Genomic DNA, 16,176 nt, shown 5'->3' with positions numbered 1-16,176 from the left:
CTTTTTGTGTTTCAGCAGTGTGTATTTAGCGTGCTGCTGGTGTATGTACATCGTGACTGGGACGTTTTTCAATCATAATCGTTAAAATGAGTAGACCTAGTAGGCCAGCAATGATGAAAATGGGATACCAACCTTCGGCAAACGAGCCAGCTTCCATGATAGCCATCATCCCGATTGTAGGTAGAAGAGGTTGTCCGTAAGCCTTCCACCAATCAAGCGGAAACTTTTCATAGTAGAAAAATCCAATCATGGCAATCGCGGAGACAGCCCATCCACCAGTGTAAATACAAACAGCTAAGACGGGACTTTCAGCTGCAATGAAGGGGACGATGGCAACGACGAAAATACCAGCCACAATCATGACCCAGAAGTTAGACTTTGTTTTGCCAATTCCAGCTAAAATGCTGCCGCCAAGTCGACCTACGGAGGAGAATAAGACGCCCAAAGCCATCAACCTAATATAGGCAGCGGAATCCCCTGATGTGAAGCTCTCCCCGAATAGAAAGCCGTTGATCTGATCGGGATATAAACAGATGAGCGCTGTTAGCGGATACAGAAAAATGTTGTTATATCGGACACAGCTCGTCCCACGTTGCTTGCTTTCCTTCAAATCCTGCGCACTCTCGGCCACGAATGGGAAGGTGACAATCATGAACGCCCAAGTAATGATGCCGATGAAGCCCGTTATACGGAATCCATTGGATAAATAACCGACGGCGATAACGGAACTGGAACCGACCATCATGACCAGAAAAGGTTGTTGGAATGCTTTCGCAATATTGCCTGCCCAAGACGGTAGGCCGTATGCCATCATACTCCGAACCTCTTGGAACGGGATGCCACCGAACCATTTCGGATTATGCACACGTTCAACTTTCCAGCCGATGAAAAGAGCCGTCAGGATCGCCCCTACGCTCATCCACAGCGAGATGTTTTCGAGAAGGTTTAACGAGCCTATGGGTAGTAAAACGCCGACAACCGTACCTGAAGTGGCAAGTGTCGTCGTAATAACCATGAAGAAGGCTTGGACGCCAAAATCACGGTTTCCAGAGAAAGAAGCGACTCCAATATTGATGATGGAGTTGAAAACAAACATGATCGAACTTAGGATCAGGGCTCCTTTTAGCTCAGGCAGATGATAATAATTCGCTAGGATGGGTGCGAGTAGCGCGAGTACGATCCCGAAGATAACCCCGAATAGTGAGCTCCCGAAAAAAGCAACGCGAAAATTAGTTTGTATCGCCTGGTCCGGCTTCCTAGAAAAAGTATAGATTAAAGAGGAGTTGAATCCGACATTCAGAAATAACGATGCCATGCCGAAAATTTGCAACAAGAGATTCACTTGACCGAATTTGGTAGGATCGTCCAGTACACGAGCTAGAACGATGCTTCCCACTGTTTGGAGCATTTGGTTAATGAAGAGACCGAGCACAATGATGGACACATTTCGAAGCAAAAACCGCTGCGTATCCGTTAACATGATATTCCGATTCAGCATGGGGGTTGCCCCTTTTCCCGTTTATAGGTCTTGTTATCCAAAGAGTAGCAGACCCCTACGAGCTTGACAACCGAAGGAATGGCAGGAAACCGGAGATAAATGGAGATATTCAGAGATTATATGCCACCTCGAATGGTTGAAAGAGTAATACGGGGATTGCACATCCCCTAGTATGTTAAACTTAAAATATGCCGCCAGGAAGATCTTCCTGACGGCTTTTCTCACGCTTTTAACGCGGCAGCTTGCTTTTCCTGATATTCTCCAGGGGGCATGTAGAAGTGCTGCTTGAATACATGGGAGAAATGCTTCACACTCACGTACCCTACTTTGTCTGAGACATCAATAATCTTCTCAGCAGGCCTTGCTCTCAATAGCTTGGCGGCTTGCTCCATCCGTACTCTGGTTAAAAATTTAATATACGATTCATTCACGCTTTTATGAAAAATATTGCTCAAATAACTAGCGGAAACGCCTATTGTATCTGCGATAATAGCGAGAGAGATAGGCTCCGCGTAGTGCGAATAAATGTATTCCTTAGCTTTGGCTACAAGGTCATGCTCGTTCTCGTTATCAAGCCTCGGCGTGGCATGTAGGATGAAGGATTTGAGAATTTCATAAAAGATAAGCAGCACTTCTTCCTTTGACGGTGCCTGTAAAGTGGGGCTTTCCAGCTTCCTCAGGATCGTCTGCGCAGCTTGTATGCCTTCATCCGTAAAGTTCGGGTTCATGGCCGCTATACTCCTAATTAAATGAACGCCATATCGGTAAACAACGGGGAGCTGATAACTGTCCATTAGCTCGGCATAGTGCCGAACGGAAACCATGTAGTTCGTTTCATTTCTATCGAGCAAACCGGATTGAATAGCCATCATTGTTTTATCCAATTCTAGAATGGTAGGCATATCCCTACTCTCATCGCTGAAGGCGAAGCAGGAGTTACCGCCACCCAGCAAACGGCTCATTAGCATTTTGCGCGCTTTGCGGTAGGAGGAGTTCAATCGAAGCACATCGTTGACACAATTACCAATAGCACCGGAGATCGTAATACCTGTGCTCCTATAGATCGCGTCAGCTACTTTAGCATGGATGGCTCTGCATTGTTCAATTAGGTCATCTTGACAATCGCCGGTTACAAGTATAATTGTATTTTCCTCCGAATCGTAGAACACCCGTCCTTCCTCCACAATTTCAGTTGCAATCTGTTGTAAAATATATTTAAATACAGGAATATCAGCGTATGGAATAGATTTTCTAAGGATCATATCTTCATCCAATGAGAGGATCATTAGATTACCTTCTGTCTCGATTAAGCTCACCTTTAGACGGAAGAGAAGTGGGTAGAGAACTTTAATCTCCGCATTACTGTCTACGATAACGGCTTTCAAGAAATTTTTGACCACATGGTTTTTGGAATCCTCAGAGAGAATTCGCATGGATTGTTGGGTCAGGAGCTGACTTTTCTCTTTATCCAAATCTTGTGTAATATGCTCGAGGACGACGCGCAGCTCTTCCTTAACAATAGGCTTCAGCAAATATTCATTCACACCATAGGTTATGGCCTCTTTAGCAAAAGTAAACTCATCATGGCCTGACAGGATGACTGTTCTTGGGCGAGGAGACATTTTTGAAACGATTTTACATAAAGTGAGGCCGTCCATGACAGGCATTTTAATATCGGTGAGGATTAAATCAACAGCATGCTGTTCAAGAATCTCAAGAGCTTCCTTGCCATCTGAGGCGACATGCGTGACCTCCCACTCAGGATTGATCTGCGGAATAGTTAGCTTCAGGTAGTCTCTAGTAAGTGACTCATCATCGACCACGAGCATTTTATACATGCCGATTCTCCTTTCTGGCGTCTAATTTGGGTAAAATGATCGTGACGCATGTGCCTACTTCCGGCGTACTATCAATCGTAAGTCCATACTCAGTCCCATACTTCAGCTTGATCCGCTTATTCACATTGACAAGACCGATTCCTGTACCTGCACTATGATGTAAACCGTGGAGATCTTCGTTATACACTAACGATTCCACACGTTCCCGCAGCTTTGCCAGCTTATCGGCATCGATCCCTTTTCCATTATCGCGAACATAGAAATAGAGATTAGTGTCATCTTCATCACTATATATATGTATGACCGTTTTCTCTTTCTTCATCTCACACCCATGAATAACGGCATTCTCAACGGCAGGCTGTAGGAGGAGCGCAGGAATATAATAACTGCCCAGCGAATTAGCAATCGTAATTGTGTATTCCAGTCTTCCATTGAATCTGCTGCTTTGAATACTGAGGTAAGCCTCGAGTAAGCTGATTTCCTGCCCAATCGTGATTTCTTTATCCCAGTTCGTCATACCCCTTAGGAGGGAACTAAGCTTATTAATTTGATCTACGGCTTGCTCCTCTTTGCCGCTCTGCATCAGAAGGCTGATCATATTGAGTGTGTTGAAAATAAAATGCGGTCTAATCTGGTTGAACAATGCTTTGATTTGGGCTTCCTTTTGCAGGAAATTTGCCTCATACACTTCTCTGACAAGTTTCGTGTTCTCTTCGAGCATCTCTTGAATGCGGTGAACCATCTCATTAAAGGAGGACCCTAGGTAGCCAATTTCATCATGCCTGTGGTTTGGGAAGGTGACGGATAAATTGCCATGATCAATCTCTTTCATCAGCTTAACAATGGTTAGCAACGGATTGAGATATCTTTTGATGAAGAAGAAATAGACAAGTATAGCGAGAAAGGAGCTAATAATCGCCATTAAGAATGCGATATTTCTTGTTTTGACGGCATTGTGATTGAGTTCGGCAACGGAGTTTACGGCAACAACGGTCCAGTTAGCTCGTGAAATGGGAGTCGCATTAAGCAGATAGTTCTCATTATCCAAACGGATCGTCGTCTTAGAATGGCTGGTTTTCAGCATGGTTTGAAAGAGGTCCAGCTCATGACCGCCTTTGACATTGGAAAATATAAGATTCTGATCTGCATCCACAATGAAGAGCCCACCTTTGCTGCCCATGTTCACCTTATTGCCAATCGCTTCAATACCGCTGTAATTGGCATCCACCTTAATAATACCAATAATTTTCTCCGTATCCTTGGTGCTGCGAAGCTGTCGTACGATCGAGAAGACTGTATTCTTCGGGTTCTTAATAATCTGCTGCATATGCGCGGGAACGAAAATAGACTCTTGAGTTGAAAGCGCTTCCGAGTACCAATCGAAGGTGTGAAAATCGACCTTTGAATCGATGTTGGTCTGCACCCTGCCGCTCGAGTATGCGGTGTCCGTTAGTACAAATACAGTAAGAATATCATTTCTTGGAATGATCATAATTTCATCCAGAAAATCTTCAATTGTGCGAGTCTTCTTGAGTTGTTCGATCTCCGATTCAATTTGGGTGGTTTCCAGTGCAGCCATCACTGCCGAATTTCGGTAGGGGGCGACCGATAAACGCGATAAGTCATCCAGATAATTGTCGATGTTCAGAGAGGCTTGCTCGATGATCTGTTGAACCCTTTCGGTGGATTGATTCTCGAAGTCTTTGGTGTACTGATGGTAGGAGACGAAGGAAACCAAGATCACGGATAGTAGAATTAATAGGCCAGTCATGATTAGCAGCTTGAACTTAATGCTCCATTTCTTCATCCCATAACCTCCCTCTATGCCCAATATATCACATCAGGTTCAGTAACATCAGCACTTCTAAAAAAACCGCACTCCAATCAAGAAAATTAAGGTCTTAACGAATGATTCGAATGAAAGTAAGATGAAATAGAAAGAACTGTTTGATAAGTTTTCTTATATATAAGCGAAAAGGGAGGAAACAACATGTTGAACAGATCTCTATCCATGGTCATGTGTTTTTCAGTTATTTTGGGTATTGCCGCAGGTTGCGGAACCAAGGAAGAGGTAAAGCCAACGGCAGCCATTAGCAGCGAATCGGCCAAAGCAACGGAAAAGCCAACAGAGAAACCAAAAGAAGTCGTTACACTAAAGTTTTTGACAGGTAAAGTAGAAACGGTAGATTTGGTTAATCAAATGATTGCCAAGTTCCAGACCGAGAATCCAGGTATCAAAGTTGAGCAGGAATATCAGAAGGATGCCAGCAATGTGATCAAAATCAAGTTCGCATCCGGCGATGTACCTGATATCACTACGGTAGTTAGCCAAGATTACATTGATCAAGGGAAATACCTCGACTTATCGAACGCTGCCTTCTGGTCGAGAGTGCTGCCGGCTGTCAAAGATTTGAATACGGATATTAAAACGGGCAAGCAGTTCTCGGCAGCAGCAACAGTTACAATGGGCGGTATATTTTACAATAAGCAAATTTTCTCCGAATTAGGCTTAAAGGAAGCACTCACATGGGCTGACTTCAAAACAAACTTGAAAACAATCAAAGACAAGAAAAAAGGCGTCGTACCGATGTTCTTACCCGGTAAAGAAGCATGGTCGATGGGACATTTGATCGAATTTATGGCTCATGGCATCATCAAGCAGCAGTATGGTGTTTATGAATCACGCAAAGCGTTCATTAACAACGATGGGGCAAAACTTGCGTTTGATGCCCCAGGCGGCAGTATGGAGACGTTCGCTGCTCGCATCATGGAGCTTAAGAATGAAGGGTTGATCAATGCGGATGCATTGACGGCTACCTATGATAATGAAAAAGAGGATTTTGTTGCAGGGAAAACAGCCATGTTCAGCCAAGGCATGTGGGTACTGGGTGATTTGCTCAAGATTAATCCGGATTTTGCCAAAAATATTGGCTTCAGCCCATTCCCTGCTTTACAAGATGGAGGTAAGCCAGTCGTATTATCCGCCGAGGATTCCAAATATGCGATCACTTCTGCATCTAAGCATCCTGAAGAGGCTAAGAAATTCCTTGATTTCCTCTTCAAGGCAGAGAATCTAAAGTCATACAGTGAAGCGATTAAATCACCATCTGCCTTCACCGATGTGAAAGCTGATTGGGGCCCGCTCCAAGATCAAGCAACACAAGCACTGAAAACCGGTGTAAACATTGCCTTCACTGATACACCTTCCGGCTTCTCAGGCGATGATGTAGGCCGTATGGTGCAAGAGTTGATTGCCGGCAAATATAAGACCCCAGCTGATTTCGCTAAGACGTACAAGGAGACGTGGGACAAAGGCTGGAAAGCTTCTAAGTAAATAGAATGAACCTGCGAAAAGGGAAGGATCACCGATCTCTTCCCTTTTTCACAAGCTGTTCATACATTCGGGTTTAGGAGAGGATTGCTATGTATCTCTTGCGCATCATTAATACCAATCTGCACAAATTTATGGCAGTACCTGCCATCCTATTATTCGCGATGTTCTTCATATACCCACTTACACAGGGGATAGGAATTAGCTTAACGAATTGGAACGGAGTGTCTCAAGCTGAATTTGTCGGGCTGCATAATTTCATCGATTTCTTCCATGATGACAGAGCCAAGCACGATCTGTACAATACGCTGTTTTTTGCGCTTGGAAGTGCGCCGCTGCTCAATATTTTCGGACTCGTGTACGCGCTTATCTTGGATCGGAATTTCAAGGGGAAGGGCGTAGTTAGAGCCATCGTATATTTGCCGGCAGTCATTAGTCCATTAATTATGGGGTACGTCTGGTATTTCATTTTACAGCCGGGGCGAGGCTTCCTCTATCATATTTTGGAGAATATGAACCTAGGATTCATGAACACGAATTGGCTTGGCGATAGTTCATCTGGGATGAAGGTACTCGTGTTGGTCAACGTCTGGCAGTTTGTAGGTATGACCATGATTATTTATCTGGCAGGGCTTCAATCCATACCGGCAGAGTTATATGAATCCAGCAAAATCGATGGAGCTGGCTACTTTGCCACCTTACGCTCGATCACCATTCCATTGCTGTACCCGGCTATCCAAATCAATGTCGTAACGAATATCATAGGCTCCTTGAGCGTATTTGAAATTATTGTCGCCTTAACAGATGGTGGGCCAGGTTACAGCACAGAATCTTTAAGTATTTATATTTTGCGCATGCTGTATGGCAGTTTCACAGGGTATTCAACAGCAGTGGCGTTAATTTTATTTGTAATTATTGTGATTCCTGTCATCATCTTTATGCGCTTAACGAAATCCAGAGAGATTGAGATGTGAGGAGAAGGCGATGCGAAACTCAACACTTAGGCTAGGAAAATATTTCGTCGTAACGCTCATGGTCCTCTTATCGCTCATTCCATTCTATGCACTGCTGTATTTATCGCTGAACACGCCGTCCAGCTCCTTCTTCGATGGCAACATCCTGCTGCCGGATTTTCACTTTGCTAACTATGTGAACGCTTGGAAAATATCCAAAATTGGAAATGCCATTGTAAATTCGCTAATCATTACCGTAGGATCTGTGGCTATTATCGTACTGTTCGCAAGTGCAGCAGGCTATTCCATTGCCCGTTTTAACAGCCGGTTTAATCGGATTGTATTTCAGCTGCTCTTACTTTGTATGATGATTCCCGCAATTATTATTACGGTTCCCCTCTATACCTTGATGAAATCGATTGGCGGTATTAATACGCATTGGGCGATGATTCTTCTTACCGCAGCTACTGCCTTGCCGTTATCTGTCTTTCTCTATGCTAGCTTTATTAAGCAGCTACCTAGAGAGGTTGAAGAATCTGCGATTATGGATGGGTGCACCTATTTTACTGCATTTTGGCGCATAACCTTTCATTTCGTTAAGCCGGTGACCGCTGCTGTTGTGATTTTATCGGGACTTGGGATATGGAACAATTACGGTCAGGCCGTCTTTTTCCTGCAAAGTCAGACGATGCATACCGTCCCCCTCGCCATCTCCATTTTTTTTCAAAAATATGGTGCACAGTGGAATTTGATGGCCGCCGCAGCAGTGATTGGGCTCGCTCCAGCCGTACTTGCGTTTCTTATTTTCCAAAAATATTTTATTAAAGGCATCACGGCAGGTGCATTGAAGGGATGAGAAGAATGAAGCCATATATACATGATGTTTATCCGCTAAAAGCACAGTTCCTACGAAATCAACCGATCACCATTGCAGTGGAGTTAGATCTCCCTTTTGCGTTGGATGACGGTCAGACTGAATTGGAAGTGAAAATTTACGATTTGAATCTGGAGATTGAAGTCTATCGTCACGAGATTGGAAGATCTAGTCCTGGACGGCAGACTAATCAATTGATGATTAGCCCTAAGGATGTTGCATTTAAAGGCTTTGGTGTTGATGTTCATTTGTATCTGGAGGAGGAATGGCTTCAGGTAAGTTCAACATCTTTCGATGTGGTGACGAACTGGAGACAATCGCCAAGGTATGGATTTCTAAGTGACTTTCACCCGAATGAAGCTGGCGACAGTGAAGATATCAAGCAAATGACCAAGCTTCACATCAATCTCGTACAATTCTACGATTGGATGTATCGTCATGATGATCTGGTAGCAACGGTGGATGTCTATTCCGATTTAATGGGCAAGGTGTCCAGCCGGAAGGTGATTGAGGAGAAGATTGCCTTGTGCCACAGCGTTGGTATGAAGGCGATTGCCTATGGCGCTGTGTATGCGGCAAGTCGTGAGTTTTATGAACAGCATACCGATTGGGCGCTTTATGGCAGCAATGGAAAGGTTCTCGATTTTATTCACATTTTTTACTTGATGAACATAGCTGAAGAGTCACCGTGGCATCGCCATATCATTGAGCAGTATAAGCGGACGATTGAGGAGTTGCAATTTGACGGTATTCACATGGATACGTATGGTTCACCGAAAATAGCGATATCCAAGCTAGCTAATGAGGATAAGATTGTGAGGCTGGATGAGCACTTTCCAGTACTGATCAATAACACGCGTAAGCTACTTGAGCAGTGTACAGAGGACTTATGCCTCATCTTCAATAATGTGGGGAATTGGCCGGTCGACACGGTTGCGTGCGCTGAACAGGACGTTATATATATTGAGGTTTGGAAACCTTATGAGCGGTATCATCATATCGTACAAATCTTAAGCTGGGCGCAGCAATACGGTAAGGGGAAGCCGGTGATATTGGCAGCTTATTTAAAGCCCTTCATGGAGAAAGGGGATGCATCCATGGACCGAGCAAACTATGCTGCGCTGATTCTAACGGCAGTGATCTCGGCCAGTGGCGGTTACCATTTGCTGTTGGGCGAGAATAAGGGTGTATTAACGCAAGGCTATTATGTTGATTACTCTTCGTTGTCAGATGCCTTCTTCCGAGACTTACGATTGTATTACGATTTCATTATTAGGTATGCTACTGTCCTGTATGACCCAGAGTTAAGGGACGTTTCGATGACACATGTGGATGGCGATAATCTTGAATATGTTTTCGAGAAGGTTTCATACAGTACTTACGGTGAAGCGAACAAGGTTTGGACACTAATCAAAGAAAAGCCGGGACTAAAAGTGGTGAACCTGATTAACCTTTGTGGTGTATCAGACGATTATTGGAATACGGGGAAGCAAAAACCAACTCCGCAGAATGATTTTTCATTAACTATTTTGCTGGAATCCGAGGTGAAATCGGTCTTTATTTCGACGCCGGATAACGAGATGGGGAGGCCGCAGCAAGCACAATACGAGATAGAGGATAGGGATCGCGGCAAAACACTCGTTTTGACAATCCCACACCTTGATATTTGGTCTTTAGTGGTTATTGAGCTATTACAATAAAAAAACGCACCAAAATAGCAATTTTAAGGTGTTTCAAGTGCAATCAGATGGGCTTACAATGAAGCTGTACCAAAGCTAAAACTTCAATTCATGAAAGACTAGCAACCCTTAATCGAACGGAAAAATGGCCATTTTTCTAATTGTATCGATTAGGGGTTTTTCTGTCTTGAAAAAGGAGGTGAGCAGGAAGACAGATCGCGTAACTTGCAGCCAATGGAAGCAATTATTGTACAAATCTTAAAGGAGGAATTCATGTATGTTGTCAACGATCTATAGAAAAGCAGTTGTGTTAGCTGTGATCAGCCTCGCAATTGGCATGCTCTTCGTCGTTGTAGCTAATGCCGCAACCAGCGGTATCGTAAAGCGAGTATATACGGACAAAGCGCGGTACAACACGGGAAACACGGTTACAGTTTCGGCAGAACTGACCAATGATACAGGCACTTCCTATAGTAATAATATAACAATAACGATTTACCAAGGAGAAACCCAAAAGTATACGACATCGACATCAGTATCTCTCGCGAATGGAAGTTCTACAACGGTAAACTTTACTTGGACCCCGCCGTCAACGAATCATATCGGATATTTCGTAAAAATTACAGCCGGGGGGTCTGCAGGGACAGGTGCTACAGCCATTGATGTGTCCAATGATTGGATAAAGTATCCGCGATATGGATTCATGAGTGAGTTTCCAGTTGGGGAATCCAGCAGTACAACAGATGCTCGTGTCAAAAAGACGATGCAGGATTACCACACCGTGTCGTTCCAATTGTACGATTGGATGTGGCGCCATGAGAATATGATCAAACGGACCTCCGGCGTGATTGACAGCTCCTGGACGGATTGGAGCGGGAAGCTGACCATTGCATGGCCAACAATTCAGAATTTAATCTCTTCCATGCATAATTATAATGCAGCTGCTATGCCCTATACGATGACCTATGCGGCGCTTCAAGATTATTCCACCATTTCTGGCGTGAGTAATCAATGGGGTATGTTTTATGATGCAGCCCATGCTAATCAGTTGGTTTTTGACTTCGTGGATAACAATCCAACTACCAACTTATGGTTGTTCAACCCAGCAAGCACGAGCTGGCAGAACCATATTTACGGACAGTATAGAGATATTTTGAACACAGCGGGATTTGACGGTATTCATTTGGATCAAATGGGTCAAAGGAGTGACCCCTACGCGTATAATGGGTCAACCATCGATCTTGATAACACGTTCGCTGGATTCGTCAACAATTTAAGAAGCAATCTGAATGCAAATTCGTTGTCCAATAAAGTAGTAACCTTCAATGTAGTGAATGGTGCTGTGGATGGCTGGGCAGCCCCCGATGTTACCAAGAATGCCCAAGCTGATTTTGATTACAGTGAAATCTGGGAAGGCTCGGATGATTACATCGAACTGAAGGATTATGTCAATTATGCTCGTCAAAATAATGGCGGCAAAGCGTTTGTCCTCGCGGCTTACATGAACTATGAGGAGAATCTCGGTACAAAGTATGAAGCTGAATCTGCTACGTTAAATGGTGTGGCAGCTAACACCAATCATACTGGGTATACGGGAACTGGATTCGTGGATGGTTTTGGAGATAATGGCGACTATGTCGATTTCACAATTTCTGCACCCGAAACAGGCAAATATGCATTAGTGTTCCGCTATGCGAATGATACAGGTACCAAATCCACGAGAAACGTATATGTGGATGGTGTGCTCAACAAGGAGATTGAATTCCTGGATCAAGCTGATTGGAACACATGGGCATTTGACGCTTACAGTGTAGTCCAGCTGAGTGCCGGTTCCCATACAATTCGTCTGAAAAAAGATACGGCAAGTACTGGCTTCATTAACCTGGACAGCTTGACGCTCGGTACATTCGAGGAAAATTCCGTTCGGTTGACGAATGCAGCGATTGCAGCCAGTGGTGCTTTCCACATTGAGATGGGTGAGGCTGATCAGATGCTTGGGCATCCATACTTTCCTAACTTCAGCAAGCAAATGAGAAGTACGCTGCGGGAAGGCATGAAGGATCACTATAATTTTATCACAGGCTATGAAAACTTATTGTTTGATACTGACGTAGTCAATAACGATTCGGGCACTCAGTTCGCCAGCATTACGGGTCAAACCGTAAGCGGGGACGCAGCTTCAGGTACGATATGGCAATTAAATAAGCGCAGCACCAACTATGACATTGTGCATCTAATTAACTTAACTAATAATGATACGAAGTGGAGAAATGCGGCTAACGCTCCAACGAACATGTCGAATTTAGCCACAAAGGTTTATATTGGCAATGACGAAACGATCTCAAACGTTTACCTAGCATCTCCAGATATTTCGAATGGAACAACCCAAGAACTAACCTTCACCAGCGGTTCTGATTCCAATGGTAAATATGTTTCCTTCACCGTCCCTTCCCTGAAGTATTGGGATATGATTTATATGAAAAGAACATTTAGTGTGCCAAACAATGATATCTATGAAGCCGAGACAGCAATTAAGTCCAACGTAGCGACGAATACCAACTATGCAAGCTACACGGGAACTGGCTTTGTAGATCAATTTGCGAATTCCGGCGACGGCGTATCTTTTATCGTCAGTTCTGCATCAGATGATGATTATGTACTCAGATTCCGCTACACCAACGGAGGAACTAACGCAACAAGGGACGTCTATATTGATGGCAAATTTGCGGGAACCGTTCAGCTCAAGTCAACCGGAGGATGGGGGACATGGGGGTATGGTGAAATGACCGCACATTTGAAGCCTGGTCACCATAGCATCGTGTTATGGTACAACAGTACGAATGCCGGAGCGATAAATCTGGATCATCTGGATTTGGATAAAACGTATATTTGGCAATTTGATCGCCAGATTACCACTGTTCCAGCAGGGTATAGGATCACGTACCGGGTAGGTGCACCGGGCTGGGTTCATTGGGGTGTAAACAACTGGACAAATGTCGTAGATACCGCATTGGTATCTAATGGTTCTACCAACGGCAATTTGGACTATGAGATTTCAGTTGGCCCCTTTACGACAAGCACTACGGTAAACGCGACCTTCCTTTGGGATGATAATGCCAATGGCGTGGCTGAGTACAGCACGGACCGCTGGGAAGGTACGAACTACAATATAACCATCAATTAACTAGGAGGTTTAACCATGGTTCTTATGCGCACTTATAAATCTAAACTGGAACTATTCCTTGCGTTAGTGTTAACTCTAAGTTTATTGCTTGTTTCAGTGCCAGCCTTTGCCCTGACCTCTCCCACTTCGCAGTCCATTACGAGCCTATACATGTCCAACTGGACGAATGCCATGAATATTTGGATGGCTAGCAAGCTGTCTCAGAATGACACGGGCACGTTCGGACCAAGGATTGGCGAGATGCGGATCAGCGATGATTATACGACAAATCAAATCGTTGATTACTCAAGCTTTTTCCGAAATGAAACCAGCTCGACCAAATATGATCAGCCGCATAATTTCAATTCTGAAGCTTATTACGATAACAACGGGATTTTACGTACCAAATATTTGGATTATAGCGGGACCAACATGCCGATTACGGTAACGAAGGATTTTGCTATGGTGCCAAATGATAATTTCACGGTTGCGACTTTTACGTTTACGAATTCAACAGGCTCTGCCATTGATTACAACATGTTGGAGCAAATTCATGTCAACAATAAAACCAAGGGAGGCACGAATCAAACGAATACCGGTTCCTATGATGCGGCTAGGAATACTTTATTTGTCAACATGAGCAATTCAGGACAGTATTATGTGGCTCTGGGTGCTTACCAAACGATGGATGGCTATCAGGTTGCTGATGATACGCAGTCTTCACTCGCTGCCTCCGATGTTGCGGCATGGTACACCTTCGACAACAACGGAACCGTTAAGAATAACGCTAGCAAGACAGCTGTAGACATCAGTGTAGCGTTTCAAGATCGATTTACGATTCCGGCGAACAGCTCAGTCACGCGTTCTTTTGTAGCGACAGTGCGCAATTCACTCGCGAATGCACAAAGCTCAATTGATACGGCGCGAGCACAAACAGCCTCCTATTGGTTTACCCAAACCGGAACTTCTTACACAAATTGGTTAACAGGAACCGGTAAACAAACCGTCAACTTCACGGATACTGGCATCAACGATACGTATAAACGCGGCTTAATTACGATCAAGAACGCCATTCAGCCAACTTCCGGAGCAATGCCGGCAGCAACGAATCCGATCGCTTATGGGTATAAGGTTTGGGCAAGGGATTCAGCGGTGACGGCCATGGCACTCGATCAAGCAGGATTTACCGATGAAGCGGAAAAGTATTGGTATTGGCTGCAGGACCGCCAGCTATCGGACGGCAGTTTTAAGACCACATTTGATTTATGGAACAATAATTATGTATCCTTCGTTGAGCCCGAACATGATTCTATCGGCATATTTTTAATTGGTGCTTACCTGCACTATGTAAAAACGGGTAATACTACGTTCCTCAATAATATTTGGACCAAATATAAAAAATCCGCTGATTTCATTTGGTCGAATTTAGGGTCTGACCCGTATCAATTCGGCGTACCGGATAATAGTATTTGGGAGGAGAATGTGGAGTACAACGCCTTCACACAAGCGGTCTATGTAGCTGGGTTGGATGCGGCACAATACATGGCGAAGGCGAAGAGCTTAAACAGCTTAGCCGATGATTATAATGGTGCAGCCAGTAAAATTCGTTCCAGTATCCAAAGAGAAGATACATGGAATCCCAAAGGTTTATGGAATATTGCAAATAACTATTACAACCGGGCCGTAACAACATCCGGAGGCGCCAATACGTTGGTAGACGCATCATCAGCGGCGCTGATGGCTTATGGGGTCGTAGACGCCAATTCTTCACGAGCAAGCAGCCATATTAACAAAATAAAAACGAACCTGCAGCATGATAACTATGGCATAGCCCGTTATGATGGGGATACCTTCTACTACACCGCATCGTTCAGTCCCGCAGGTAATGAAGCGCAAAGCGATGAGCCTTCATGGCCGCAGATGAGTCTCTATATGGCCCTTTATCATCTGGATCGTGGAGAAACAGCGAGTGCACTTAATTATTTGCAATGGGTCGTATCCAGAACGGCGGTCGGTTATATGTCAGCAGGGGAAGCTGTTTCGCGGATCACACTCAAGCCGCTGCCGAGTACATCCGTTGAGCCTGTAACTGCGGCTTGGTTTGTCCTTGCGGCCTTGCAGTATGAAGGAAAAGCGGATATTCGGATTACACCTCCGCAATCTAATGCTGGTGCTTACAAAGCTATCACAGTTACGACTACTGTAGCGAACGATCTGTCACAATGGAGCAATGTTCCTTACTATATCGATAAGGTTTCAGACAGTTCCTCAAGTTCAGCAGATACAGACATTAAGAGGGTATATGTTAGTAACGATGCTAATAATTTATACGTCCGCATCAAAAATAATAGCGGTACCTTATCAGGCTTCAATGCCACACCGCGATTTGGAATGATGGTGTACGCTGAGGACTTTAAGCACAGTGCAGCCTCGACCAAGTCGACAGGGATGTATGGAGGAACCTTGGATCGACCTTTTCAATATTTGGTTGGGCGTTGGAGTGATGGAACGAATCTTTCTAAATTTAATGTGCAAAGCGGGAACTGGACATTTACCAACCATATTACAGGAGTTACCATTCCTCAGTGGGACACAACTACAGGCGAGATGGAGATGGTCATTCCACTTAGCCAGTTGGCAAGCTCTGCGGTGGCTACAGGGGACTTTTCTAATTTAAATATTGTCCTTATACGTCAAAATCCAAGCACGCTAGCTTGGACGGAGGACGATAGAATTGCTCTGAATTATCGGATTATGACGACAGGTGAAGCTTGGTATTACGGCAACGTCGAGTAAGTTACTAATAACAAAAACCCCTTAGCTGAGTAGGCTAGGGGTTC

Annotated in this window: 9 protein-coding genes; 6 read left to right on the top strand and 3 right to left on the bottom strand. The window is 44.3% G+C overall.

Annotated features, from left to right (window positions below; all coding sequences use genetic code 11):
- Positions 1-25: 25 nt before the first annotated feature.
- From ASG89_RS03055 to ASG89_RS03045, 3 genes are all read right to left on the bottom strand, one after another.
- A complete protein-coding gene (locus ASG89_RS03055) occupies positions 26-1,498 on the bottom strand; it encodes an oligosaccharide flippase family protein (RefSeq protein ID WP_057308836.1) in 1,473 nt (490 codons plus the stop codon).
- A gap of 221 nt (positions 1,499-1,719) precedes the next feature.
- Positions 1,720-3,336: a response regulator gene (locus ASG89_RS03050; protein WP_057308835.1), complete on the bottom strand. Its 1,617-nt coding sequence runs from the start codon at positions 3,334-3,336 to the stop codon at positions 1,720-1,722.
- Entirely contained in the window at positions 3,329-5,143 is a 1,815-nt protein-coding gene (locus ASG89_RS03045) for a sensor histidine kinase (RefSeq protein ID WP_057308834.1), read from the bottom strand. The genes ASG89_RS03050 and ASG89_RS03045 overlap by 8 nt, the downstream gene beginning before the upstream one ends.
- Positions 5,144-5,326: 183 nt before the next feature.
- Here ASG89_RS03045 and ASG89_RS03040 point away from each other — a divergent pair, with 183 nt between their 5' ends.
- The 6 genes from ASG89_RS03040 to ASG89_RS03015 all read left to right on the top strand — a co-directional run bounded on the left by ASG89_RS03040 (position 5,327) and on the right by ASG89_RS03015 (position 16,132).
- Complete coding sequence (locus ASG89_RS03040) at positions 5,327-6,670, top strand: ABC transporter substrate-binding protein (RefSeq protein WP_057308833.1); 1,344 nt, start codon at positions 5,327-5,329, stop codon at positions 6,668-6,670.
- A gap of 89 nt (positions 6,671-6,759) precedes the next feature.
- A complete protein-coding gene (locus tag ASG89_RS03035; RefSeq protein WP_057308832.1) occupies positions 6,760-7,641 on the top strand; it encodes a carbohydrate ABC transporter permease in 882 nt (293 codons plus the stop codon).
- Between the two features lie 10 nt (positions 7,642-7,651).
- Entirely contained in the window at positions 7,652-8,476 is an 825-nt protein-coding gene (locus ASG89_RS03030) for a carbohydrate ABC transporter permease (RefSeq protein ID WP_057308831.1), read from the top strand.
- A gap of 5 nt (positions 8,477-8,481) precedes the next feature.
- Positions 8,482-10,194, top strand: coding sequence for a glycoside hydrolase family 66 protein (locus ASG89_RS03025; protein ID WP_063867666.1), 1,713 nt, complete (start codon positions 8,482-8,484; stop codon positions 10,192-10,194).
- A 256-nt stretch (positions 10,195-10,450) separates the two neighbouring features.
- Positions 10,451-13,357, top strand: coding sequence for a glycoside hydrolase family 66 protein (locus tag ASG89_RS03020; RefSeq protein WP_057308829.1), 2,907 nt, complete (start codon positions 10,451-10,453; stop codon positions 13,355-13,357).
- A 15-nt stretch (positions 13,358-13,372) separates the two neighbouring features.
- Positions 13,373-16,132, top strand: a complete 2,760-nt coding sequence (locus tag ASG89_RS03015; protein WP_057308828.1) for a glycoside hydrolase family 15 protein — start codon at positions 13,373-13,375, stop codon at positions 16,130-16,132.
- Positions 16,133-16,176: the final 44 nt, after the last annotated feature.

The organism is Paenibacillus sp. Soil766 (assembly GCF_001428105.1).
Classification (GTDB): domain Bacteria; phylum Bacillota; class Bacilli; order Paenibacillales; family NBRC-103111; genus Paenibacillus_E.
This window is presented reverse-complemented; position numbering and strand designations above follow the sequence as displayed.